Annotated in this window: 28 protein-coding genes; 3 read left to right on the top strand and 25 right to left on the bottom strand. The window is 36.5% G+C overall.

Translation table 11 applies throughout. The annotated features are described in order from the left end of the window. Window positions 1–60: 60 nt before the first annotated feature. The 22 genes from U8521_RS08120 to U8521_RS08015 all read right to left on the bottom strand — a co-directional run bounded on the left by U8521_RS08120 (window position 61) and on the right by U8521_RS08015 (window position 16798). The gene (locus U8521_RS08120) at window positions 61–918 is read right to left on the bottom strand and encodes a helix-turn-helix domain-containing protein (RefSeq protein WP_334352392.1); all 858 of its coding nucleotides are present in this window, start codon (window positions 916–918) and stop codon (window positions 61–63) included. 103 nt (window positions 919–1021) lie between these two features. Continuing rightward, on the bottom strand, window positions 1022–1318 hold the full coding sequence (locus U8521_RS08115; protein WP_334332688.1) for a glycine cleavage system H family protein: 297 nt from the start codon (window positions 1316–1318) through the stop codon (window positions 1022–1024). Window positions 1319–1327: 9 nt separating this feature from the next. Then, entirely contained in the window at window positions 1328–2527 is a 1200-nt protein-coding gene (locus U8521_RS08110) for an FtsW/RodA/SpoVE family cell cycle protein (RefSeq protein WP_334332689.1), read from the bottom strand. Window positions 2528–2538: 11 nt separating this feature from the next. Then, window positions 2539–2760, bottom strand: a complete 222-nt coding sequence (locus U8521_RS08105) for a DUF2969 family protein (protein ID WP_334332690.1) — start codon at window positions 2758–2760, stop codon at window positions 2539–2541. A gap of 10 nt (window positions 2761–2770) precedes the next feature. Then, window positions 2771–3064, bottom strand: coding sequence for a membrane protein insertion efficiency factor YidD (gene yidD / locus U8521_RS08100; protein WP_334332691.1), 294 nt, complete (start codon window positions 3062–3064; stop codon window positions 2771–2773). 1 nt (window position 3065) lies between these two features. Continuing rightward, on the bottom strand, window positions 3066–3179 hold the full coding sequence (locus U8521_RS12765) for a DNA-directed RNA polymerase subunit beta (RefSeq protein ID WP_442886149.1): 114 nt from the start codon (window positions 3177–3179) through the stop codon (window positions 3066–3068). 77 nt (window positions 3180–3256) lie between these two features. Continuing rightward, window positions 3257–4246 carry a rod shape-determining protein gene (locus U8521_RS08090; RefSeq protein WP_334332693.1) on the bottom strand — a complete coding sequence of 330 codons (990 nt, stop codon included), beginning with the start codon at window positions 4244–4246 and terminating at the stop codon, window positions 3257–3259. A gap of 104 nt (window positions 4247–4350) precedes the next feature. Next, window positions 4351–5673, bottom strand: a complete 1323-nt coding sequence (gene murA, locus U8521_RS08085; RefSeq protein ID WP_334332694.1) for a UDP-N-acetylglucosamine 1-carboxyvinyltransferase — start codon at window positions 5671–5673, stop codon at window positions 4351–4353. A gap of 28 nt (window positions 5674–5701) precedes the next feature. Continuing rightward, window positions 5702–5932, bottom strand: a complete 231-nt coding sequence (locus U8521_RS08080) for a DUF1146 family protein (RefSeq protein WP_135371318.1) — start codon at window positions 5930–5932, stop codon at window positions 5702–5704. A gap of 123 nt (window positions 5933–6055) precedes the next feature. Next, window positions 6056–6484, bottom strand: a complete 429-nt coding sequence (locus U8521_RS08075) for a F0F1 ATP synthase subunit epsilon (protein WP_334332695.1) — start codon at window positions 6482–6484, stop codon at window positions 6056–6058. A gap of 17 nt (window positions 6485–6501) precedes the next feature. After that, a complete protein-coding gene (gene atpD / locus U8521_RS08070) occupies window positions 6502–7953 on the bottom strand; it encodes a F0F1 ATP synthase subunit beta (RefSeq protein WP_442885970.1) in 1452 nt (483 codons plus the stop codon). A 19-nt stretch (window positions 7954–7972) separates the two neighbouring features. Next, window positions 7973–8890, bottom strand: a complete 918-nt coding sequence (locus U8521_RS08065) for a F0F1 ATP synthase subunit gamma (RefSeq protein ID WP_334332696.1) — start codon at window positions 8888–8890, stop codon at window positions 7973–7975. 17 nt (window positions 8891–8907) lie between these two features. Further along, window positions 8908–10446, bottom strand: a complete 1539-nt coding sequence (atpA, locus tag U8521_RS08060; RefSeq protein ID WP_334332697.1) for a F0F1 ATP synthase subunit alpha — start codon at window positions 10444–10446, stop codon at window positions 8908–8910. A gap of 15 nt (window positions 10447–10461) precedes the next feature. Further along, window positions 10462–11010, bottom strand: coding sequence for an ATP synthase F1 subunit delta (atpH, locus tag U8521_RS08055; protein WP_334332698.1), 549 nt, complete (start codon window positions 11008–11010; stop codon window positions 10462–10464). Then, complete coding sequence (atpF, locus tag U8521_RS08050) at window positions 10997–11518, bottom strand: F0F1 ATP synthase subunit B (RefSeq protein WP_442885975.1); 522 nt, start codon at window positions 11516–11518, stop codon at window positions 10997–10999. The genes atpH and atpF overlap by 14 nt, the downstream gene beginning before the upstream one ends. 69 nt (window positions 11519–11587) lie before the next feature. Beyond that, window positions 11588–11800, bottom strand: coding sequence for a F0F1 ATP synthase subunit C (gene atpE / locus U8521_RS08045; protein WP_010020175.1), 213 nt, complete (start codon window positions 11798–11800; stop codon window positions 11588–11590). A gap of 23 nt (window positions 11801–11823) precedes the next feature. Then, a complete protein-coding gene (gene atpB, locus U8521_RS08040; protein ID WP_334332699.1) occupies window positions 11824–12534 on the bottom strand; it encodes a F0F1 ATP synthase subunit A in 711 nt (236 codons plus the stop codon). 87 nt (window positions 12535–12621) lie between these two features. Continuing rightward, window positions 12622–13251 (bottom strand): uracil phosphoribosyltransferase, encoded by a 630-nt coding sequence (gene upp, locus U8521_RS08035; RefSeq protein WP_135371311.1) that lies wholly within the window; start codon window positions 13249–13251, stop codon window positions 12622–12624. Window positions 13252–13262: 11 nt separating this feature from the next. Then, entirely contained in the window at window positions 13263–14273 is a 1011-nt protein-coding gene (locus U8521_RS08030) for an L-threonylcarbamoyladenylate synthase (protein WP_334332700.1), read from the bottom strand. A gap of 3 nt (window positions 14274–14276) precedes the next feature. Beyond that, window positions 14277–15158 carry a peptide chain release factor N(5)-glutamine methyltransferase gene (gene prmC / locus U8521_RS08025; RefSeq protein WP_334352446.1) on the bottom strand — a complete coding sequence of 294 codons (882 nt, stop codon included), beginning with the start codon at window positions 15156–15158 and terminating at the stop codon, window positions 14277–14279. Next, on the bottom strand, window positions 15103–16200 hold the full coding sequence (prfA, locus tag U8521_RS08020; RefSeq protein WP_334332701.1) for a peptide chain release factor 1: 1098 nt from the start codon (window positions 16198–16200) through the stop codon (window positions 15103–15105). Before prfA ends, prmC begins: the two co-directional genes overlap by 56 nt. Before the next feature lies 1 nt (window position 16201). After that, window positions 16202–16798 carry a thymidine kinase gene (locus U8521_RS08015; RefSeq protein WP_334332702.1) on the bottom strand — a complete coding sequence of 199 codons (597 nt, stop codon included), beginning with the start codon at window positions 16796–16798 and terminating at the stop codon, window positions 16202–16204. 152 nt (window positions 16799–16950) lie between these two features. Here U8521_RS08015 and U8521_RS08010 point away from each other — a divergent pair, with 152 nt between their 5' ends. Further along, the gene (locus U8521_RS08010; protein ID WP_334352391.1) at window positions 16951–18294 is read left to right on the top strand and encodes a MurT ligase domain-containing protein; all 1344 of its coding nucleotides are present in this window, start codon (window positions 16951–16953) and stop codon (window positions 18292–18294) included. Window positions 18295–18368: 74 nt separating this feature from the next. On the opposite strand, the gene U8521_RS08005 is transcribed toward U8521_RS08010, so the two are convergent. The 3 genes from U8521_RS08005 to U8521_RS07995 form a co-directional block, all read right to left on the bottom strand. Further along, window positions 18369–19337: a serine hydrolase domain-containing protein gene (locus U8521_RS08005; protein WP_334352390.1), complete on the bottom strand. Its 969-nt coding sequence runs from the start codon at window positions 19335–19337 to the stop codon at window positions 18369–18371. A gap of 68 nt (window positions 19338–19405) precedes the next feature. Continuing rightward, complete coding sequence (locus U8521_RS08000; protein ID WP_334352389.1) at window positions 19406–21277, bottom strand: ABC transporter ATP-binding protein; 1872 nt, start codon at window positions 21275–21277, stop codon at window positions 19406–19408. Next, a complete protein-coding gene (locus U8521_RS07995) occupies window positions 21277–22998 on the bottom strand; it encodes an ABC transporter ATP-binding protein (RefSeq protein ID WP_334352387.1) in 1722 nt (573 codons plus the stop codon). The genes U8521_RS08000 and U8521_RS07995 overlap by 1 nt, the downstream gene beginning before the upstream one ends. Window positions 22999–23093: 95 nt before the next feature. Here U8521_RS07995 and U8521_RS07990 point away from each other — a divergent pair, with 95 nt between their 5' ends. Together U8521_RS07990 and U8521_RS07985 are read left to right on the top strand one after the other, a co-directional pair. Further along, on the top strand, window positions 23094–23765 hold the full coding sequence (locus U8521_RS07990) for a CPBP family intramembrane glutamic endopeptidase (protein ID WP_334332707.1): 672 nt from the start codon (window positions 23094–23096) through the stop codon (window positions 23763–23765). Then, window positions 23762–23980 carry a hypothetical protein gene (locus tag U8521_RS07985; protein WP_334352386.1) on the top strand — a complete coding sequence of 73 codons (219 nt, stop codon included), beginning with the start codon at window positions 23762–23764 and terminating at the stop codon, window positions 23978–23980. The genes U8521_RS07990 and U8521_RS07985 overlap by 4 nt, the downstream gene beginning before the upstream one ends. The last annotated feature ends 26 nt before the right edge of the window (window positions 23981–24006 follow it).

Here is a 24006-nt window from a genome sequence, read left to right as displayed (position 1 = left end):
AAGAGGAACGATTCAATTGAATCGTTCCTCTTTTTTTGGAATTTAATAAATTATTTTTATTTAAAAGATATTCAAATGCATATCTTTTACTTTAGATTTTAATTTTTCAAAAACTTGTTTGTTTTCACTAATGCTTGAAATCACATATGCTTTAATGTAATCCTCATCAGTCTTTTGACCAACACGAGTACCAGCATCAGCTAAGTAACAATACATTTCATCAAGCTTGAATAGTGTCTGTTCTTTTCTAGCAATGAAGATACCTTCATTGGCATATTCAATTGCCTTTTGATTATCATCTAATCTCAATGATAAATCAGACATATTAGCATAAATCAAAATACTATCATGGTAATTTTCATCACCGATCTTATCCAAACTAGATTTGATCAAGTCTTTAGCTTGATCGTAATAAACTCTAGCTTCGTCAACAGATTTCTTATTGATATATGCCTTAGCTGTGAAGACATCAATTAAAATATCATACATGTCAACATTAGCAATATTCACATTCATAGCGCGATTGAAATCAAAAATTGCCTTGTCATAATTCTTGTTAGTAACATATTCAATTAAACCATGGAAGAAGTGAATTAGCTTAATTTCTTGTTTGTTATTAACGTTGATGTTTTTAAGCTTACACAGTTTATCACTAATTCCAGCAAAATCATCTTGATAAAATGACTTTTTAATGTCACTAATTATTGAATAAATCTGACTATCGTCATTGACGATAACAAGGTTCATTGTGATACCCAGTCTCTCACAAATGCGAACCAATATTTCCATACTTGGAATCTTGTCTTTTTTTTCAATCAGGCTGACAGTTGCCTGTGTACAAATACCATCAGCTAACTCAGATTGAGAAATACCTCTGAGTTTTCTGTAGTGGCGAATTTTTTCACCTAAGATTTTCATTCTAAACTATCCCCATTCATTTATTAATTCCAAGGATAATTTAAACAGTTATTAAAAAATGTTGCAAGAAATATGCAGCGATAAAAAGATAAATTTTAAAAATTTAATTATTTACTTCAAAGAACCAAGCGTCTTTTTCGGTACCATTTAATAATTCAGGATTATCATTTAATTTATCATTCACCTTGACGATCTTACCACTAACTGGGGATTCTAGCTCCACAACAGCTTTTTGAGCTTCAATTTCTCCACTCGATTCGCCTTGTTTGATTTCAGAATTTAGATCAGGTAGTTCAACATATTTGACATCGCCTAAAGTCTCTTGAGCCTCTTTAGTTAAACCTATACGTGTCGTATGCTCACCCTTTTTTACCCAATAATAATTTTTCTTATCACTCATAATTAATTCCTACCTTTGCTTAAAAGTACCATTTTCAAACATATAACTCTTGTGATGGAATCTCATTGACATAATCAAACCTATACCAATCATATTACCTAACAAAGCTGAACCACCTTGAGAGATAAATGGTAGTGGAATACCAGTCAATGGTAATAATCCAACACTCATACCAATATTTTCAAAAACATGGAACAAAATCATCATGATTACACCTGTTGAAACATAGGCATAAAATTCATTCTTAGTATCAAACGTTACTTGAATCATTTGATAAATTAGCAAGAAATACAACAGAATCAAGACACAAGAACCAACAAATCCAAAGTTTTCACCGATCACAGAGAAAATCATATCTGATTCTCGAACTGGAACATAAACGTTAGAAACATTGAATCCTTTACCGAATAATTGTCCTGAACCAATCGCCTTCATATTCTGCCAAATCTGATAACCGTTCTCAGTCGTATCAGCTGAGGGATTACGCCAACTATCAATTCGGGCAAATTGATATGATCTGAAACCAAAGTTTCCTAGGATTTGACGTCCCCAATCAGTCGTCGCAAATAAGAGGGCGGTTCCACCCACGACAGCCACAATGAGGAATCCAATCAAAAGAATCCGCCAGTCAATTCCAGAAACTAAAATCATTCCTCCAAGAATTGCCACGAAAACCAAAATCGTACCAAAGTCATTTTGTAATTTCAACAAGACCATGACTGGTAATGTCCACAAGAAGAGCTTTCCAAGCAACATGAAGTCGTTTTTGATCGTATGTGAGTACTCACTATTATGATTGGTAATAACTTTCCCTAGCATCAAAATAAAGGCCGGCTTCATCACCTCAGATGGCTGAAACGTAAATGATCCAATAGCGAACCAACTTTTCGCACCAGTATTGGCTGCATAAGCTCGACTGTAAAAGATTAAAACCAGAACCAATAACGCCAGTCCAAAAAAGTAAGCAATCGTCGCGACTTGCCATAACTGTTCAGCATCAAACTGCATAATTATGACGATGATAATTGCCCCTAAGACATACCAAGCCAATTGTGAGATAACATTTCGCAACGGATTCTGTGAATCTTGAATCGTGGCGACATAAATCGACATTAAACCAATAATGGCTAACATCATGACCGAAAAGATTATCCCATAATCAATTCTTGAATCCACATCATTATTTTTCTTTTCATTTCTTATTTGCATACCTACACCTATTAATGATTATGTAAATTGTATTGCATCAACAGTTCATTAATCGCATCATCAAATTTTACCGACTTAAAGGGAGTATCATTGCTTTCAACAAATGACAAGTAACGGTCCCCGTCTTTTTTGATTGTTCCGATATAATGTTTGCCATCCCAAAGCTCATAAGTTTCAGGATCACTACTGATATCTTTTAAATTTATTTCAACTGCTTTTTTTCTTCTAGACATTGAATCTTTCCTATTCTTTGTTATGAAATTTTTTTGCAATAATTTCATCTTCATATTTTTCCGGATGAGGATTTCTAAAAATAGTGAAATTATCTGGTACGGGATCTACTCCACCACGCACAAAGGGATTACAACGTATTATTCTTGCAATCCCCATGACAGTACCTAAAATTCCACCGTGCTTTTTTACCGCATCAATAAAGTAAGTCGAACACGTTGGGTAGTATCGACAACTAGGTGGCAATACAGGTGATATGAATTTTTGATAGAATCTAACGATTCCAATTAAAATTTTTTTTAACATATTACCTCAAAAAGTCGAACATATGCATCCACGTACCAGGCCATAATACAGCCAATGGATTTGATCCACCTAGAGTAGAGCCAATTAACATACCCAAAACTAAAAATATTAACATTAATAATAGTACCCAACCAATTTTCTTAAAAATATCATGGCGATATTCTTTACCAAAATCTCTTTTCATAATTTACCCTAGTATTTCTTATGTTTTTCGATATTTTCTAGCAAAACACCAGTACCTAGTGCAACAGAGTCAAGTGGGCTATCAGTCAACAAAACTGGTACCTGCAACTTGTCGGATAACAATTTATCGAGATTTCTCAATAGTGCTCCACCACCAGTTAGCATAATACCACGATCAATTATATCACCTGATAATTCTGGAGGAGTTTGCTCCAAAACATTTTTTGCAGCTTCAACAATTTGATCAACACCATCAGCCAATGCTTTTTGGACTTCAACTTCATTGATAGTAATTTCTTTTGGTAAACCAGTTACAATATCAATTCCGCTAGCTGAGAAAGTCTTGTTTTCATCAGCATCCATTACACAACCAATTTCTATTTTAATTTGTTCGGCAGTTCTTTCACCAATGATCAAAGCGTGATTTTGCTTAACAAAAGCTTGAATGGCACTAGTCATTTTATCGCCCGCAAAACGTAATGAGCGACTCGTAACGATATCTCCCATTGAAATAACGGCGATATCACTCGTACCACCACCAATATCAATAACCATATTTCCTTGTGGTTTAAAGATATCAAGTCCAGCACCAACCGCTGCAACTTTTGGTTCCAATTGCAAATAGACCTTACCTCCACCAGCTTGTTCAGCGGCTTCAATAATAGACTTTTGCTCGACAGGCGTAACGTTAGTTGGTGCACAAATCATAATAGTTGGTTTTGAAAAACGACTTCTCATATTCAATTTATCAATAAAATATTGAAGCATTTTCTCAGTAATATCAAAGTCAGCTATCACGCCATCCTTTAAGGGACGAATAGCTTTAATATTAGCTGGAGTTCTACCAACCATCATATAAGCATCTTTACCAACGGCTACGACATCGTTATTATTCGTATTAATTGCTACGACAGAGGGTTCATTAAGCACAATTCCCTCGCCTTTTACATCAATAAGTACATTTGCTGTACCCAAATCAATTCCTAGATATTTCGACATACGTAATCCTCCAAAATCTAAACACAAAAAGTATATCATAACCAGCTCAATCATTAAATTGCCAATAAAAAAAGAAGTGGAAATTCCACTCCCTTAAGCTAAGTTTAAGCCAATTTCGTAACACTTGGTATTGTATTCAATACTAAACTTTCTCGACCAGACTCATCGACAGCAACACGTCTAATGTTTGCGCCTAAGTTTCTTAATTTCTCAGTGAAGTGGTAATATCCACGATCTAAATATTGAAGGTTAGAAACCCTTGTCTCGCCTTCAGCAACTAATCCAGCTAAAACTAGTGCAGCAGCTGCACGCAAATCTGTTGCAGCAACGTTAGCACCACTTAATTGTGCAGGGCCGAACATGATTACTGAATTACCTTCAATTTTATAATCTGCCTTCATTTTTCCGAATTCAGGGAAATGCATAAATCTGTTTTCAAACACTGTTTCTGTCATTACAGTTGTTCCAACACTCAACAATTGGGCTAAAGTCATTTGAGCTTGCATGTCTGTTGGAAAACCAGGATGTGGCATTGTTTTGACGTCAACTGGTTTTAATTGATTAGTTCCTTGAACTCTGATACCTTCATCGGTTTCATCGATTCCTACACCCATTTCAATTAATTTTGAAATAAGAGGACGATTATGGGCTGCAACGGCATCCTTGATAAAAATATCACCGTTTGTTACAGCAGCAGCTACCATGAATGTCCCAGCTTCGATTCGATCTTGCATGATTGAATGTTCACAACCATGAAGACTTTCGACACCGTGAATCTTCACAGTATTTGTACCTGCTCCAGTAACTTCAGCCCCCATCTTACTTAAGACGTTTGCTAAATCAACAATTTCTGGTTCTCTAGCAGCGTTATCAATGACGGTTTCACCATCAGCTAACGTAGCTGCCATCATAATATTTTGAGTAGCACCAACACTTGGGAAATCTAGATAAATGTTTGCACCATGTAACCCTTCAGTTTTGGCATCAATAAAGCCACCATTTTGATTAAATCTGGCACCCATTGCTTCAAGACCCTTAATATGCAAATCAATAGGTCTAGAACCAATTGCACAGCCACCAGGCATCGCAACGTGGGCTTCCTTATTTCTAGCCAACAAAGGACCTAAGACAACAATTGAAGCACGCATCTTATCAACGAGTTCTTCAGGAGCTGTAGTAGATGTTCCTTCACTAGTATCGACCGTTAAAACTTCATCAAATTCATCATATGAAACTTTGGCATCCAAAGCTTTTAAAACTTTTGACATTGTAATTACATCTGATAACGGAGGGATATTTGTTAAGGAGGTTTTACCCTTAGATGCTAAAATAGTCGCTGCCAAAATCGGTAACGCAGCATTCTTAGCACCTTCAATTCTTACATTTCCCTTTAATTGCGTAGGTCCATTTACGATTATTTGTTGCACAATATTCTCCTCCAAAACCTGGAATCATTTAAAAAAGCAAGGCTATATTCTGGACTAGACTAAAAATACTCATGAAAAAAGAGCTTACAGTATAACCAAGAGCGATTGCAAGAAACGCTACAAGTAATTGTAACATTTTAGGATTGGTTTTGTTATAAATCTTTTTCCAATCGACTACCTGTAGTAGATTAAAGCTTATCCAGATAAAGATAATATGGCTTACAAGCGTAATTATTGCATTTATTCCTAGATTTGTCATTTTATAAACCTCACTTTTTTAGATATTAACATTTTAACAAGGAATTTTGGGGTATAAAACCAATACTTTAGATTAATTTAAGCGAATAAAAAAAGACCGAGTTTCCTCAGTCTTTTTTTTATATTAATTACGATGTGAACTTACGTTAATTCTATTAATAGCTTTACGCAAGGATACTTGAGCACGAGCCAAATCATCAACGTTGTGTTTTTCTTCAGCAACTTTGATAGTCTTTTCAGCTTTTTGCTTAGCATACTTAGCACGTCTTAAATCAATATCTCTAGCTCTTTCGGCACTATTAGCTACGATTGAAACTAGACCATTACTAAACTCCAAAAATCCGCCATTTACAGCAATTGAGTCTTCATGATGAGGTTTATCAACACGACGAACACGAACTTCATCAATGATCAATGGAGCAATAATTGGAGCATGGTGAGCCATGACACCAATTTCTCCATCAATAGTACTCAAAACAACGAGATTTGTGTGATGATCATAGACAACACCATCGGGAGTAACAATATTGACCTTCATAACATTTCCAGGCATATTATTTCCTCCTTCTGTTAATTAGCGACTGCTTCATTGTCGTCTTCTGCTTGACCATCAGCTGGTTGCCAGCCCATCTTCTTAGCTTTAGCAATTACGTCATCAATTCCACCGACACCATTGAAAGCATCTTCTGGAATATCATCGTATTTACCATCTAAGATAGCACGGAAGTCTTTAACAGTTTCTTCAACTGGAACATAAGAACCTGGGACACCAGTAAATTGTTCAGCAACACTGAAGTTCTGTGACAAGAAGAATTGGATACGTCTTGCACGAGCAACAACAGTTTTTTCTTCATCAGACAATTCGTCCATACCCAAGATAGAAATAATATCTTGTAGTTCGTGATATCTTTGAAGAACCTCTTGAACTTCTGTAGCAACATCATAGTGTTCTTGACCGATAACATCTGGATCAAGGGCAACTGATGATGAAGCTAGTGGATCAACAGCTGGATAAATACCTTGTTGTGTCAATCTACGTTCCAAATTAGTTGTAGCATCCAAGTGAGCGAAAGTTGTTGCTGGAGCAGGATCAGTATAATCATCGGCAGGAACATAAACGGCTTGAATTGACGTGATTGAACCCTTCTTAGTTGAAGTGATTCTTTCTTGCAATTGACCCATTTCTGTAGCCAATGTTGGTTGATAACCAACGGCAGATGGCATACGACCAAGCAAGGCAGAAACTTCTGAACCCGCTTGGGTAAATCTAAAGATGTTATCGATAAACAATAGAACATCTTGTCCTTCAACATCACGGAAGTACTCAGCAATCGTCAAACCTGTTAAGGCAACACGCATACGAGCACCAGGTGATTCGTTCATTTGGCCATAAACCATGGCTGTTTTAGATAGAACACCGGATTCCTTCATTTCATAATAAAGGTCATTACCTTCACGTGTTCTTTCACCAACACCAGTAAATACTGAAATACCACCATGCTCTTCGGCAATATTGTGAATTAACTCTTGAATCAAAACGGTTTTACCAACACCGGCACCACCGAACAAACCAACTTTACCACCACGAACATAAGGTTCGAGAAGGTCGATAACTTTGATTCCTGTTTCAAGAATTTCTGTTGATGTATTTAATTGATCATAAGCAGGTGCTGGACGGTGAATACTATGTCTTGGGAAGTCTGCAGGAAATTCCTTGCCTCCATCGATTGATTCACCTAAAACGTTAAACACACGACCTAATGTTTCTTTACCAACTGGTACAGAAATTGGGCCGGCAGTGTTAATAACTTCAGCACCTCTTTGAAGTCCATCAGTAGAACTCATGGAAATAGCACGCAAGGCGCCATCACCTAGTTCTAGAGCAACTTCAAGGGTAATAGTGGATCCATCGTTTTTCTTAACTTTTAGCGCATCGTTAATTTCTGGTAAGTCACCATCAATGGCAAACTCAACATCGACAACGGGTCCAATTACCTGAATAACTTTACCTTTGCTACTCATTATTTGGCTCCTTTCTAAACTATTCTAGTGCAGCAGCTCCACCGATGATTTCGGTGATTTCTGTAGTGATTTGAGCTTGACGAGCACGATTATAATGTAGTGACAAACTTGAAATAAGATCATCAGCATTATCAGAAGCACTCTTCATAGCAGTTACAGAAGCGGCATGCTCTGCTGTTTTTGCATCCATCATTGCTCCTAAAACTAAACACTCAATATATTGAGGCACAATTGCAGATAAAACTGCTTTAGGGTTTGGTTCAGTGATGTATTCACTAGCTACTTGTTGTTCTTCAGAAGTAACGTCATCAGGTTCAGTCAATGGCAAAAGCTTTTGAGTCGTAAAATTAGAAACTAATGAATTGACATGATGATTATGACAAATATCAATTTCGTCAAACAACTCTGCTTGATACATTTGCAACATTGTCTTCATGATTGGTGTGATATCTTCAACTGTTGGAATATCAGGTAAACCTGTATATTCATAAGCAATATCGAAACCACGAGCTTTGAAGAAAGCAGTACCAGTGGCACCTAGGGAAATGATAGTAAATTTACTTTTATCACCATGATATTTCTTTTGGAAAAGATCCATCATTGCTTTTAAAATATTACTATTGTATCCACCAACAAGACCACGGTCACTAGTAATAACGACATAAGCGGTCTTCTTGACTTCACGAACTTTAAGAAGACTATTGAGACTTAGCGGATCAGTCGAATCATCAGAAATTGATAATTCTTTAAACACATCAGCCGCAGTTAAATGTCTAACAATAGCTTCAACCTTTTTTTCATACAATTGATAAGCAATAGACTTCTTTTCAATACGAGAGAGTTTAGCACCAGAGACCATTTGCATAGCCTTTGTAATTTGACCGGTTTTCTTAGTAGAAGAAATTCTTCTCTTTATATCCATAAGGGACTCAGCCATTATTCAAACCTCCAGTATTATTTATTGTCTTGCTTACTATCTGAATCAGACTTTGAAGCAACAAAGTTTTGTGTAAATTCACTTACAGCTGACTTCAATGTGTCTTCATCAGGTAATGTACCTTTTTCTTTGATTGTTTGTAATAGATCAGCATGATTTGCGTCAAAATATTCAGAAAGTGAAGCTTCATATTCTTTAATATCATCAACGTTAATTTCGTCCAAATATCCTCTTGTCAAAGCAAACAAAATCAAAACTTGTTTTTCAACAGGAACTGGTGAGTGTACGGGTTGTTTTAGAACTTCCTCAGTACGACGACCACGATCTAGTTTTGCCTTTGTAGCTTCGTCAAGATCTGAACCAAATTGTGCAAATGATTCCAATTCATGATATGAAGAAAGATCTAGACGCAAAGTACCAGCAACTTTCTTCATAGCCTTAATTTGGGCATCCCCACCAACACGAGAAACAGAAGTACCAGCATCAATAGCTGGACGTGAACCTGAGTGGAACATATCACTACTCAAGAAAATCTGTCCATCAGTGATAGAAATAACATTAGTTGGAATATAGGCTGACACATCACCGGCTTGTGTTTCAACGATAGGCAAAGCAGTCATTGAACCGCCACCTAAATCGTCACTCAACTTAGCAGCACGTTCTAGCAAACGTGAATGCAAGTAGAAAACATCACCAGGATATGCTTCACGCCCAGGTGGTCTACGAAGCAATAGCGAAATTTCACGATAGGCATTAGCTTGCTTGCTTAAATCATCATAGACGATCAAAACGTGCTTACCATTGTACATGAAATATTCACCCATTGCAGCACCAGAATATGGTGCGAAATAAAGCATAGGTGCTGGTTGACTTGGACCAGCTTCAACAACGATTGTGTAATCCATTGCGCCATGCTTTCTTAAGGTTTCAACTTGGGCTCTAATTGTTGATTCCTTTTGTCCAATTGCAACATAGATACAAATCATATCTTGATCTTTTTGATTAAGAATAGTATCGATGGCAATTGATGTTTTACCAGTTTTACGGTCACCAATGATCAACTCACGTTGACCACGACCAATAGGAACAAGAGAGTCAACGGCCTTCAAACCTGTTTGTAGAGGTTCGAAAACTGACTTACGTTGCATAACACCGGGTGCAGGTGATTCGATAGGTCTTGTCTTGTCAGTCTTGATTTCACCAAGACCATCAACTGGTTGACCCAAAGAATTAACGACACGTCCAACCATTGCATCACCAACAGGGACTTCCATGATACGACCTGTTCTCTTAACAGTATCGCCTTCACGGATTTTATCGTAATTACCTAAAATGATGATACCAACATCATCACTTTCAAGGTTTTGAGCCACACCAAAAGTACCGTCTTGGAATTCTAGTAATTCACTAGCCATAGCATTTTCAAGGCCGTTAGCACGAGCAATACCATCACCGACGTATGTAACTGTACCTACTTCATCAACTGAGAGTTCATTTTTATAGTTCTTTAACTGTTCTTTGATCAGCGAACTAATCTCTTCAGTTTTGATGCTCATTCTTTTCACCTCGACTTAATTATTAACTAATAGCGTCTTCTTAATGTCGTTAAATCTCTTAACTACACTACCATCAACGACTTGGTCTCCAACACGGATTATAACCCCTCCGATGATTTTTGAATCAACTATTTTCGTTAAATTTACTTCATTTACTGAAAATCTATTTTTGATTACTGACTTCAGATTTTCTTCTTGAGTTTCGTCTAAATCGACTGCAGTCGTAACTGTAGCTTCAACAATGCCGTTTGTCTCGTCATACTTTTCAATAAAAGCATCAGCAATTTCTGAAATACAGTCCATACGATTGTTATCAAAAACTAAACTAAGAAAATCTTGCATTAAAGTACTAAATTTACCCTTTAATGTGTCTAAAATCTTAAGCTTTTCAGTGCGAGAAATAGAACGTCCTGCAAGAGCAAATCCTAAACTAGGATTCTCTTCATAAACTTGCTTTAAGATTTTTAAATCCGTAAGCATTTCTTCAACAGAATTTTGTTCTTGGGCAACTTCTAAAAGTGCCTTACTGTAACGTTTTCCCACTTGTTTTTTACTTAGACTCATTTACCGTCAACTCCTTAATATAAGAGTCGATTAGTGACTTTTGATCGTTCGCATTAAGTTCTTTAGAAATAACTTTTGAAGCAATTTCCAAAGACAAGTTTGCTATGTCTTTTTGTGCATCTGCCATAGCATCTTGTTTAGCCTTTTGTGCATCGGATCTAGCTCTTTGTCTTACTTCTTCAGCTTCGCTATGGGCGTCAGATAGGATGGACTTCTTTTGAGTCTCACCACTTTCTTTTGCCTTATTAACAATTCCGACTGCTTCAGCACGTGAATTCTTTAATGCATTTTCACGTTCTGCTGCCAACTTTTTGGCACGAGCACGCTCTTGATCCGCATAATCAAGATCACCAGTAATCTTTTCAGATCTGGCATCCATCATTTTTGTAACAGGACCCCAAGCAAAATGCTTAACTGCGAGTGCCAAAATGATGAAAGAAACAAGAATGAAAAGCATGTCACCCAAAGCTATTTTGCCAGCTCCGAGAACTAATAAACCTGCCAATATTCTTCACTCCTTCCTTTCAAATAGATACATATAAAAAGGCGATTTTTTATCGCCGAAAAATTGTATGTATTAAACGAAAAGAATAACGAACGCAATAGCGATAGCAATAATAGGAACAGCTTCAATAAGACCAACACCAATGAACATTGTTCCTCTTAATTTATCAGCAACTTCTGGTTGACGAGCCATACCTTCAAGAGTTTTTGAAATAACAAGTCCGTTACCGATTGATGCTCCAAGAGCAGCGATACCAGCTGCAAGAGCTGCCGCAATATCTTTCATAATTTAAAATCCTCCAATAAAAGTTATTCTTTTTCCAGTTTACGTGAAATATAAACCATAGACAATGTGGTAAATACATACGCTTGGATGGCTCCAATAAATACAGAAAAGCCTTGCCATACCATGGCTAATGGTATTGCTGCAACGAAGGTCACAGCACCAACGCTTTTTGCAACAGTTCCAATAAGTCCTAGAAGTACTTCACCGGCAAATATATTACCGTAAAGACGTAGAGACAATGTTAGGAAGTTTGTAAATTCTTCCAGAAGGTTAATTGGTAGTAAGAAACTTACCGGTCTAGCATAGTTACCTAAGTAACCACCAAAACCAAACTTCTTCACAGCATAATAGTGTGAAAGTAACAGTGAAACCGTAGCAAGTCCCATTGTTATCAACGGATTGGTTGTTGGTGATTTAACATATGTGAAACCGTCGACCTTTACTTGGAATATTAATCCTAATTGGTTAGAAACAAAGATAAACAGGAATAATACAAACGCATAAAGATTAAAGCGTCTACCAGATCCATCAGGCATTGCCGATTTTACAATCCCATTAGTAAAATCAATCATCCATTCGAGTACATTCTGTGCTTTACCTGGTCTCATTGTGATCTTGCGGGATAATGCAAATACCAAAATGAAAACGAGGATTGCAGAGATAAGAACTGATAAGTCATTTGCAACATTGAATCTTAACCCTAAGAAATCAATAAACTTATACTTATCATCCAATAATAACCCTCCTTTCTTCGCTTATTGAAAACAATTGATACCACAAAATAATAACACTAAATTATATATATTCAAACAATGAAATCTTTATTTTGTCCCAAATAATCTATCACCAGCATCACCTAATCCTGGGAAGATATATCCACTGTCTGTAATCTTTTCATCTAGAGATGCAGCATAAATGTCAACGTCTGGATGTGCTTCTTGAACGGCTTTAACGCCTTCTGGAGCAGCAACGAGCACTACTAAACGCATGTGTTTTGCTCCACGCTTCTTCAAAGCATCGATTGCCATATTAGCTGAACCACCAGTAGCTAACATTGGATCAACAATAAATAATTCACGTTGATCAATGTCACTTGGCAATTTAACAAAGTATTCATGTGGTTTCAAAGTTTTTTCATCACGGTACATACCGATATGACCGACTTTAGCAGCTGGAATCAATTCCAAAACACCATCAACCATACCTAATCCGGCACGAAGGATAGGAATAACGGCTAATTTCTTACCAGCAAGGACTTTTTGAGTTGATTTGCCCATAGGTGTTTCAACGACAACGTCTTTCAAAGGTAAATCTCTAGTAATTTCGTATACCATTAATTCACCGATTTCATTAGCAACTTCACGGAATACTTTTGTACCAGTGTTTTTATTTCTAATGATTGTTAATTTATGTTGGATCAAAGGGTGGTTCAATACTGTAAATTTAGACATTTTGTGTCTCCTTAGTTTTTATAATGTGTATTACCAGCTGATTTGTCTAAGCGATTGCTATAAGCTTCTCCATGATCAGCGTTAGGAAAGCCTTGAGCAAGAATGAATTTTACTCCATCAAGATCTAGTTGACGAAGTCCAGCAAATAAGTCTCTAGAAGCACTGTAGATATCTTTTCCCAGCGAGTAAGTCAATACATCACTTGGAACGTCTTCAAGTACATCGTCAACCGCCATAACTCCTAACGAACCGTCTTTTTGACGGAATTCAGAAATTGCTTTGGCAAAGTCATTTTTATCGTCAACGATTACAACTTGAGCGCTTGGTGCATAGTGCTTATATTTCATTCCTGGTGCCTTTGGAACCTCACCGGCCTTAACCTTGTGATGATCACTATTGACATTATCTATGACTTTTAATAAATCATCAACTGTTATCATCCCTGGGCGTAAAATTGTCGGTACATCAACAGATAGATCAATTACTGTCGATTCAACTCCAAGTTTTGTCGGACCATCATCCAAGATAGCAGCAATCTTTCCGTGCAAGTCATGATAGACGTGTTTAGCCAAGGTTGGACTTGGTTTTCCACTAGTATTAGCGGATGGCCCAACGATTGGTTTGCCAAAAGTCTTGATTAGGTCTAACGTTGCCTGATTATTTGGCATACGAAAAGCCGCAGTCGACAAGCCACCAGTAACTGCTTTAGAAAGTTTGCCGGGTTGGATCGGCATAATTATTGTCAAAGGACCTGGCCAAAAAGCTTTCATTAGCTTTTCTGCTAACGGCTTATAACTATTATCTGCGTACTCCCAAACCATCTCAGGCCCGAAAACATGCACAATTAAAGGATTGTCGCTTGGACGTCCTTTTGCAGCATAAACCTCTTTGACTACATCAGGTCTTGTTGCGTCGGCTCCTAGCCCATAAACAGTTTCTGTAGGAAAAGCTACTAACTGTCCATCGGCTAAATAATCCGCAGCTTCTTGAATCTGTGTACTCTTGAGTATTTTAGTTTCCAAATACTACATCTCCTTTTTAGCCTTTAGATATCGGTAGTTACCACTCATATCTTTATGAAATTCTACAACATAATTGGGTAAATTATCACAAAAAATTTTATTTATCGCATCTTTTTGTCTAAATCCAAATTCCATGTACAAAATTCCATCATCTGTAAGATAATCATCAACTACCTTAACGATATTCTCATAGAATTCTAAACCATTATCGCTTCCATATAAAGCCAAATCCGGTTCAAATTTAATTACACTTGGATCCATGTCCTTTTTTTCACTCTGTGCAATGTAAGGTGGATTAGAAACTATGACATCAAATTTTTGTGGTTTGATGCTCTTAAATAAATCACTTTCCAAGAAAAATAAATTTTCCGTCTGATAATTATCAGCGTTCAATTCTGCCACTCTTAACGCATCAGTTGAGATATCTGTCGCTAAAATCTCGTCGTCAGGAAAATTCAACGCTAAAGTAATTGCAATGATTCCAGAGCCAGTCCCAATATCACAAATATTCTTTTTTGTGGGACCGTGTTCATCAATAATCTTTTGAACCATCTCTTCAGTATCAAGACGAGGAATCAAAACATTTTCGTTGACAGTAAAATTACGATTCATGAAATAAGCGTAACCGAGAATATATTGAACAGGAACATCCATCCCCAATTTGATCACACCTTGACGAAATTTTCTCAAAATATCATTAGGAACTTCTTCATTTCGGTGCAGTTGTAATTGCGTATAGTTAAATCCACTCAACTCTTCCATTAGATATTGAGCATCATCAGGAAATTTATTTTCCCTCTTTAACATTAAAAAAGCCCTTTTCAGGGCATTAGAATAGCTTAGCTTCTCCACTTTGAATTTGCTCCAACTTCTTAGTTTGATCATCAACGATTAAAGCATCGATGATTTCTTCGAGGTCACCATTCATAACTCGGTCCAACTTATTCAATGATAAACCGATTCTGTGATCAGTTACACGGTTTTGTGGATAATTATAAGTTCTGATACGTTCAGAACGATCACCAGTACCAACAGCAGATTTACGTTGTTCATCGTATTCATTTTGATTTTGTGATTCATAGTAGTCATAAACACGAGATTTCAAAATTTGCATAGCTTTTTGACGGTTTTGTTGTTGTGAACGTTGATCCTGCATGGCAACCACGATACCAGTTGGGATATGGGTCATACGAACAGCTGAAGATGTCTTATTGATATGTTGACCACCAGCACCAGATGAACGATAAACATCAGTTCGAATGTCCTTAGGGTCAATATCAATATCTACTTCATCATATTCAGGCATTACAGCAACCGTGGCAGTTGAAGTGTGAACACGACCTTGAGATTCGGTAGCAGGGATTCTTTGAACACGGTGAGCCCCATTTTCATACTTCAATTTCGAATAAACACTGTCACCAGTGATCATAACGGCAACATCCTTGTAACCACCTACTTCAGTGTCAGTTTCATCGATAATATCAAATGTCCAACCTTGTTTTTCAGCGTACTTACTGTACATTGTCAAAAGATCAGCGGCGAACAAACTGGCTTCATCCCCACCAGCAGCACCACGAATCTCCATAATGATATTTTTATCGTCATTAGGATCCTTAGGGAGCATCAAAAGCGTGATTTGATGTTCGACTTTATCTAATTCTTTTTTTGACGATTCCATTTCATCTTTGGCCATTTCGGTCATTTCAGGGTCATCAGTTTCACGTAAAATTTCATCACTGTCACTGATACTCTTTTTTAACTCTTTATAATGCTTGAATGCTGCCACGACGTCACGCATGTCGGCTTCTTCTTTAGAATAAGCCATGTAGCGCTTAGTATCGTTGATAACTTCAGGATCACTCATCAATTCCTGCAATTCACTGTAACGATCAAGCAAAGTTTCTAATTGTTCAAATATTTTATCCAAGTTAACAATCCTTTCTTCTATTTTTTTCTAACATTGGAGGATGGTTGTAATGACGACGGCAGACTGGGTAATACATCTCATTGCCACCAATTGAAATTTGATCACCTTCATAAACCGGCATACCATTTGCCATACGCATATTCATTGTAGCTTTTTTTGTACAGAACCAACAGATAGTCTTCATTTCTTCCAATTTATCTGCGTACAATAATAAATATTTAGTCCCCTCAAATAATTCATTGCGAAAATCATTCTTCAGTCCAAAAGCCATTACCGGAATTCCTAATTCATCAACCACTTGTGTCGCTTGTAAGACTTGTTCTTTAGTCATAAACTCACATTCGTCGATCAAAACACACGAAGCATTAGGATTTTCTTGCTTAACGATTTCAAAAACATCTGAATCTTTTTTCAGAGCAATCGCTGGACGTGTTAAGCCCATCCGACTTACGATTTTACCAGTACCTGAACGTGTATCTAAAATACTCGTCATCAAAATAACTGATTTCCCCTGCTCTTCGTAATTGTGGGCTACTTTCAAAATCTCAATCGATTTTCCACTATTCATAGCACCATATTTAAAAAATAATTGAGCCACATTAACGCCTCCAAAATATTGTCCTTCAAAATTATAACGAAAAAACATGCTCTTGAACATAACAAAGATTTTTCATTTTCAAACAAAAACGGATAAAATACTCTTTAGGTATGATAATATTGTTTTAATTAATTCAATTTGGGGTTTTAGAAATGACATTTAAATCAGGTATAGCAACACTTACAGGAAAAACATCTTATTTTATTTTGAGCAAATTTTTCAATGGTGGTTCATCATACCCCGGAAAAATTGCTTACAAGATTGATCCCGATATTTTGAAAAGTCTTGGTAAAGGTTACGATTTGATTGTCGTAACGGGTACTAATGGTAAAACCTTGACGACTTCATTGATCAACAAGATGTTGGTTCAAAAATATGATGACGTTTTAACTAACCCAACTGGTTCTAATATGATTCAAGGAATCGTAACTAGTTTCGTAACGCACCACAAAAAAAGTAAACGTCCTCTAGCAGTTTTAGAGGTCGATGAAGCTAATGTTCCAATTATCTGTAAATACATCAAACCAAAATATTTTGTTTTAACTAATATTTTCCGTGATCAAATGGATCGCTACGGTGAAATTTATACAACTTATCAAAAGATTCTCGACGGTATCAAACTTGCTCCAGATGCTACTATCATTGCTAACGGCGACGCAGCTATCTTTGCTTCAAAAGAGCTTCCTAACAAAGTTATCAATTATGGATTTTCAGACAAGGGACATGAAGAAGAAGACTTCAAGGCTCCAACTAATACTGATGGTGTCCTTTGCCCTAAGTGCAATCACATCCTGCACTATCACATGATTTCTTATGCTAATCTTGGTAGTTACTTCTGTCCTAACTGTAATTTTAAACGTGGCGAGTTGAAATATGAGGTAACTAACATTTCAACGTTGCTTCCTAACAAAACCGTTTTTAACATCGATGGAAATGAATTCACCATGAATATCGGTGGCAAATACAATGTTTACAATGCACTAGCAGCGTATGCAGTTGCTTCAGAACTAGGTATCAGTATCGAACAAATCAGAAAAGCCTTCAATTATGATGAGAAAGTCTTTGGTCGCCAGGAAACTATCAACGTTGACGGTAAAGACGTTAACATCATTTTAGTTAAGAACCCCGTCGGTTTGAACCAGGTTATTGAAACAGTCCTCAGTGACAAAGAACCATATACCTTAGCTTTCTTGTTGAATGCTAATTATGCCGATGGGATTGATACTAGTTGGATCTGGGATGCAAACTTTGAAGATTTTGACTATCAAAAATTACCATTAGTTATCACTGGTGGTAAACGAGTTAAAGATGTCACCTATCGTTTCAAGATAGCTGGCTTGGATATGAAGAAGAATATCGAAACAGTTGAAATTGAAGATTTTGTCAAAGAAATTCCTAATATTCCAACTGACAAGATCTATGTTTTAGCTACCTACACTGCTATGTTGAGTCTTCGTAAGACATTGATGGATAAAGGTTATATCAAACAAAAATAGGCACTAACTAAAGAAGCTGTACTAATGCAAAATGAGCATTAATACAGCTTCTTTTTATTTTTCACCACAAAAGTTTATTTACTCTCTTCCAAGAACTTATTCAGTATTGTTTCTCTTCGTTCTAAGAAAATCTGATTGTATTGATGAGGATGAACTCGATTTGTCATAACGACCATTGCAGTCTGGTGTTGATAATCCACTGCCAAAAATTCTCCTGTATAACCGGTATGGAAAATCACATGTCCAGAACCATCAGGTTTAATATCCCAACCAAGCGAACGACCAGGATTTAATTTAGTGTAATTATGATACAGAAATTCTTTATCTGGTTTCAACATTTCACCAGCAAATTTCAAAACGTCATCTAAGGTAGCAAACATCCCTGCTGAACCACAATGCTTCCCCAATTGACGAGCTTTAGGGTCATTTGGAATTCCATAAAGCATTTGACCATCAACTGGATAAGTTGGTACACAGCGATCAGGGTCGGGATCAAAAGTAGCATCTTTAAGTCCCATTGGCTTAATTACATACTTCATAATCGCATCTTGAACCGGCATTTTATAAAACTGTTCGATAATCAGACCTAAAAAAATCAAACCAGTATCCGTATAAACGACTTTTTTGTCGAAAGTATCAGTAACTGGCAATTTCAACAAAGCATCAATTAGTTGCTGACAATTTAAGGCATCCCGATCAGGAATATAGCCCTTGATTCCTGAAGTGTGTGTGATCAAATGAAATAACTTAATTCGTCCGTCACCAAATTTTGGTAAATACTTTTGTACTGGATCGTCTAAACTGATCATTTTTTGATCAACCATTTGTAAAATCAACGGAACGGTTCCCATCACCTTCGTTAATGAGGCTAAATCATGTAATTCGTCGCCTTTAAGCGGTTTTATTTCTGGTACCCATTGTTTATTGCCATAAAAGAATCGACTCGTCTGAGCGGAATTTATAAAGCCAAAACTAACTCCTGGTACGACTTGTTTATTCACTAAGTCAATAATTTGTGCAGTTGTTTCCTCAAAATTTGCCATCTGAATCTCCCAATTTTTAGATAAAAAAAGAACGTGCTCAAAAGCACGCCCTAATTATATCTCACTTCTTATTCAGAAACATTACCTGCAAACTGCGAATTATAAAGATCAGCATAGAAGCCATTCTTAGCCATCAATTCATTGTGATTACCTGTTTCAACGATTGAACCATGATTCATCACGATGATCTTGTCAGCATTTTGAATTGTTGAAAGTCTGTGAGCAACAACAAAACTAGTCCGATTCTTCAATAGTCGTTCCATCGCATGTTGGATGTGTAATTCAGTTCTTGTATCAACTGAACTAGTAGCTTCATCCAAAATCAAAATTTCTGGATCCGCTACAAAGGCCCGAGCGATAGTAATCAATTGACGTTGACCTTGAGAAATATTTGAAGCCTCTTCATTCAAGACTGTATCATATCCCTTTGGCAATTGACGAACGAAGTTATCAACGTGAGCTGCTTTAGCTGCTGCAATAATTTCATCCTTAGTTGCGTCTTCACGACTGTATTTCAAATTATCATAAATTGAACCAGTGAATAGCCAAGTATCCTGAAGTACCATTGCGTAATGACTTCTGACTTGTTCACGAGTCATATTTCGAATATCTTTACCTTCCAGCTTGATTGAACCGCCTTTAACATCATAGAAACGTTCCAATAAGTTGATAATAGTTGTTTTACCAGCACCTGTTGGTCCAACAATAGCTATCATTTGTCCGGGTTTGACATTCAAATTGTAATCTTCAAGTAAAATTGGCTTGTTTTCATAACCAAATTTAACATGTTCAAGTGTGACTTTGTCATCAGTTTGAACGTCAGGAACATCAACTTGTTTGTTTTCCATTTCTGGTTCGTCCAAAATTTCAAAGACACGTTCTGCAGAAGCAATTGTAGCTTGAATCGTATTGGTCAAGTTAGCCAATTGTGAAATTGGTTGTGAGAATTGATTCATGTATTGCAAGAAAGCTTGGATATTACCTAGAGAAACTCTACCGTTAGCAACTTGAATACCACCATAAATAGCAACCAAAACGTATCCCAAATTGTTGATAAAAATCATCAAAGGCATGACGATACCTGAAATCATTTGTGCTTTCCAAGATGCTTTATACAATTTAGTATTTTCTTTTTCAAAGTCATCAATTGAATCTTGTTCGTGATTAAAACTCTTAACAACCACGTGTCCAGCGTAATTTTCTTCAACTTGATTATTCAAAAGACCAAGTGAATTTTGTTGACGCTTAAAGAATCTTTGTGATTGTGGTGCAATGATTCCAACGACAATTAAACTCAAAGGTACTGTTGCTAAAGCAATCAAAGTCATTTTCCAACTGATTGTCAGCATCATCCAAATCACACCGATAAAAGTAACTGTACTTGTAACAAATTGCGTCAAACTCTGTTGCAAGGTTCCGGCAATATTATCCATATCATTGATAGCGCGTGACATAATATCACCGTTTGAATGTGAATCGTAATATACGATCGGTAGACGTTGCATCTTTGACTTCAAATCTCGTCTCAATTTATAGACAGTATTTTGAGAAATACGAGTCATTACAAATTGTTGAATGAAATTAAAAGCTGCTGAAGCGATGTACATCAAAATTACGATGAAAATAATATGTTCGATCTTACCAAAATTTATTGGTAGACCATTGATTTCAATTCCGGCTTTTTGTTGTGCGACACCGGTCATTAAACCTTTATAAATTTCAGTAGTAGCCTCACCTAAGATTTTAGGGGTCTTAATTTGAAAAATGGCTGAAGCAATTGCCAAAACTAAAACAAAGATTATCCCAAAGACATAAGTAGACATGTATTTTGCCAAGCGTCCGGTTGTTTTCCAGAAATTCTTTGGTTTAACTACAACATTAGGTCCATGATTACCTGGTCCATGTCCGACAGAAGGTGATTGTGATTTTTTCTCAGCCATTACTTACCCTCCTTTAATTGAGACTCAATTATTTCTTGGTAAGTCTTATTATTTTCTTTTAGTTCAGCGTGAGTTCCTAAACCGACCATCTTACCATCATCTAGGACAACAATTTGATCTGCATCAGCAACTGTTGAAATACGTTGTCCGACAATAACAACTACACTCTGACTAATTTTTTCATCATTCTTTAAAGCTGTTCTTAGATTCAAGTCAGTCTTGAAGTCAAGAGCTGAGAATGAATCATCAAAAACATAAATTGAAGCGTCCTTAACTAAAGCACGAGCAATAGCCAAACGTTGTTTTTGACCACCAGAGAAGTTCTCGCCACCTTGTTCAACTGGTGAATCCAACTTATCGTCGAGTTCACTAACAAAGTCAGCTGCTTGAGCAACTTCTAGGGCATGCCAAATTTCATCATCAGTCGCATCATCTTTTCCGTAACGCATGTTGTCGCGGATAGTCCCCTTAAACAAGTAAGCTTTTTGTGGAACCATAGCAACTTTACGATTGATATCTTCTGTACTTAGAGCTTTGACATCGGTTCCATTCAAACTAACAACACCTGTTTCAGCATCGTAAAAACGTGGAATCAAATTGATCAAAGTACTCTTACCAGAGCCTGTACCACCGATAATGGCTAATGTCTGGCCTTTTTTCATATTGAAATTCAAATTTGACAAAGCCAATTTTTCAGCTCCATGATATCTAAAATTGACATCATTAAAACTTAAAGCTGGTTCATCCTTAACTGTAGCTGGTTTAGCAACTACATCAATTCGGCTCTTAGTTTCAAAAACCTCTTGAATACGGGCTGCTGAAGCTGAAGCACGGGGTATAAAGACGAAGACCATTGATAAGATCATAAAACTCATCAAAATTTGCATGGCATAAGTCATGAAAGCAATCATATTACCAATTTGCATTGACTGATTAGCAATATAATGTGCACCTAACCATGTGATACCAACATTTGTTCCACTCATAATCAAAGTTACGATTGGGAACATCAAAGCAACAATACTGAAAACTTTAACCGCATTATTGGTATAATCTTGGTTAGCATCATTGAAACGTTCTTGTTCAAACTTATCCTGTCTAAAGGCACGAATAACACGAACCCCAGTTAATCCTTCACGAAAGACTAAGTTCAAACGATCAGTTTTCTTTTGCATAGCCTTGAACAGTGGCACGGCAAAATACATGACACCAGCCACCAAAACTAGCAAAATAGGAATTGAGATCAAGAAGATTTTTGTCATTTCAGCATTCTTTTGATATGCCATAATGCTTGCACCAATCAACATAATTGGAGCCATAATCATCATTCTCAACATCATGATCATCACATTTTGAATTTGAACAACATCATTAGTAGTTCTAGTAGTAAGTGATGAAGTTTCAAACTTATCAAATTCATCATGTGTGAAATATAAAACCTTTTTAAATAAATCGGATCTTAATTTTCGACCTAATCCTTGCGACGCCTGTGAAGCCATCAATACGTTACCAAATGCGGCAGCAAAACTAATCAATGACACAACGACCATTTGGATTCCGGCATGTATAATAAAATCAGTATCACCCGTAATAACACCTTTATTAACAATATCGGATGTTAGATTTGGGATGTATAATGTGGCAACAACTTGGAAAATCATAAAAATGACTGCCGCAATTACTTGCCACATATTGATCCTACCTCGAGCAATCTTTAGCATCTGTTCACTCCCTTTAAAAACTCACATAGCATTATAGTATTAAAACACTTATTCTCAAAAAATTCTAATAATTATCCCAGAAAAGGTGGTTTCTTATGAATAAATCTAAGAATAATTATCAACCTATAAAAACCATATCTCATATTATAGCCTTTTTACTTCTATTTATACTGGAACAACTTCCATTAAGCGTTCTGACTTTAACCAAAAAACAATTAGGGTCAAACTATGAATCCTATACAAAAATAGCGCCAGTTGTAACTATTATATTACTATTTGTTGCGGCTACCATAATTATTTTTGTTTTCAAAAAAATTCAAATCTTCCCGACACAAAAATTTACCAAAAAAACTTGGCTAGTCATCGCTGTAGCATTGATTTTAGTCACACTAGTAAATTACGCAACATTGCCCTTTATGAAACCAACTAATTCTAACGTTGAAGCACTTGAGTTGATCGGTCAAAATAACATGGCAATTTTAATCTTTTTTAGCCTCATTGTTGCACCCATTTTAGAAGAAATAATTTTTCGAGGTTTATTTATGAACTGGTTTTTCGTTGACCGGCCCTTAGTAGCAATTATTGTCAGTGGTTTGATTTTTGGTTACATTCACGCACCGTTTGGTCCCGGTACCGACTGGTTTTACGCCCTCTCAAAGATTTTGCTAGGAGTAGTTTTAGCAGGTGTCTACTATCGTACTAAAAATATCAAAGCCAACATTACCGTTCACTTTTTGAATAATTTTCTCGGGGTGATTTTACAATGAATAAGAATCAAAAAAAATTCAATGAGATCTATCAGAGTCTACTTCGCAAAGTAGTCATGTTCGGTGTCTTATCGATGTTACTAATAGCTACTGCTCGTGTAACCGGCTGCGTTATCATGGAATATGCCGGCTTTATCAGCGCAATCTATACAATTATCTTGATCGGTATGCTAATTTATATTTTAATAATTAAAACAAAAGATAAAAATATTTGAAAAACTATATTGACAGCGAACCCTAA

This window comes from Companilactobacillus miaonis, assembly GCF_036913615.1.
Classification (GTDB): Bacteria; Bacillota; Bacilli; order Lactobacillales; family Lactobacillaceae; genus Companilactobacillus.
This window is presented reverse-complemented; position numbering and strand designations above follow the sequence as displayed.

Coding starts and splice junctions, on each gene's coding strand:
- U8521_RS08120 (WP_334352392.1), bottom strand. CDS start 918: ATGAAAATCTTAGGTGAAAAAATTCGCCACTACAGAAAACTCAGAGGT.
- U8521_RS08115 (WP_334332688.1), bottom strand. CDS start 1,318: ATGAGTGATAAGAAAAATTATTATTGGGTAAAAAAGGGTGAGCATACG.
- U8521_RS08110 (WP_334332689.1), bottom strand. CDS start 2,527: ATGCAAATAAGAAATGAAAAGAAAAATAATGATGTGGATTCAAGAATT.
- U8521_RS08105 (WP_334332690.1), bottom strand. CDS start 2,760: ATGTCTAGAAGAAAAAAAGCAGTTGAAATAAATTTAAAAGATATCAGT.
- yidD (WP_334332691.1), bottom strand. CDS start 3,064: ATGTTAAAAAAAATTTTAATTGGAATCGTTAGATTCTATCAAAAATTC.
- U8521_RS12765 (WP_442886149.1), bottom strand. CDS start 3,179: ATGTTAATATTTTTAGTTTTGGGTATGTTAATTGGCTCTACTCTAGGT.
- U8521_RS08090 (WP_334332693.1), bottom strand. CDS start 4,246: ATGTCGAAATATCTAGGAATTGATTTGGGTACAGCAAATGTACTTATT.
- U8521_RS08080 (WP_135371318.1), bottom strand. CDS start 5,932: ATGACAAATCTAGGAATAAATGCAATAATTACGCTTGTAAGCCATATT.
- U8521_RS08075 (WP_334332695.1), bottom strand. CDS start 6,484: ATGCCTGGAAATGTTATGAAGGTCAATATTGTTACTCCCGATGGTGTT.
- atpD (WP_442885970.1), bottom strand. CDS start 7,953: ATGAGTAGCAAAGGTAAAGTTATTCAGGTAATTGGACCCGTTGTCGAT.
- U8521_RS08065 (WP_334332696.1), bottom strand. CDS start 8,890: ATGGCTGAGTCCCTTATGGATATAAAGAGAAGAATTTCTTCTACTAAG.
- atpA (WP_334332697.1), bottom strand. CDS start 10,446: ATGAGCATCAAAACTGAAGAGATTAGTTCGCTGATCAAAGAACAGTTA.
- atpH (WP_334332698.1), bottom strand. CDS start 11,010: ATGAGTCTAAGTAAAAAACAAGTGGGAAAACGTTACAGTAAGGCACTT.
- atpE (WP_010020175.1), bottom strand. CDS start 11,800: ATGAAAGATATTGCGGCAGCTCTTGCAGCTGGTATCGCTGCTCTTGGA.
- upp (WP_135371311.1), bottom strand. CDS start 13,251: ATGTCTAAATTTACAGTATTGAACCACCCTTTGATCCAACATAAATTA.
- prmC (WP_334352446.1), bottom strand. CDS start 15,158: ATGATCAAACTAAGAAGTTGGAGCAAATTCAAAGTGGAGAAGCTAAGC.
- U8521_RS08010 (WP_334352391.1), top strand. CDS start 16,951: ATGACATTTAAATCAGGTATAGCAACACTTACAGGAAAAACATCTTAT.
- U8521_RS08005 (WP_334352390.1), bottom strand. CDS start 19,337: ATGGCAAATTTTGAGGAAACAACTGCACAAATTATTGACTTAGTGAAT.
- U8521_RS08000 (WP_334352389.1), bottom strand. CDS start 21,277: ATGGCTGAGAAAAAATCACAATCACCTTCTGTCGGACATGGACCAGGT.
- U8521_RS07995 (WP_334352387.1), bottom strand. CDS start 22,998: ATGCTAAAGATTGCTCGAGGTAGGATCAATATGTGGCAAGTAATTGCG.
- U8521_RS07990 (WP_334332707.1), top strand. CDS start 23,094: ATGAATAAATCTAAGAATAATTATCAACCTATAAAAACCATATCTCAT.
- U8521_RS07985 (WP_334352386.1), top strand. CDS start 23,762: ATGAATAAGAATCAAAAAAAATTCAATGAGATCTATCAGAGTCTACTT.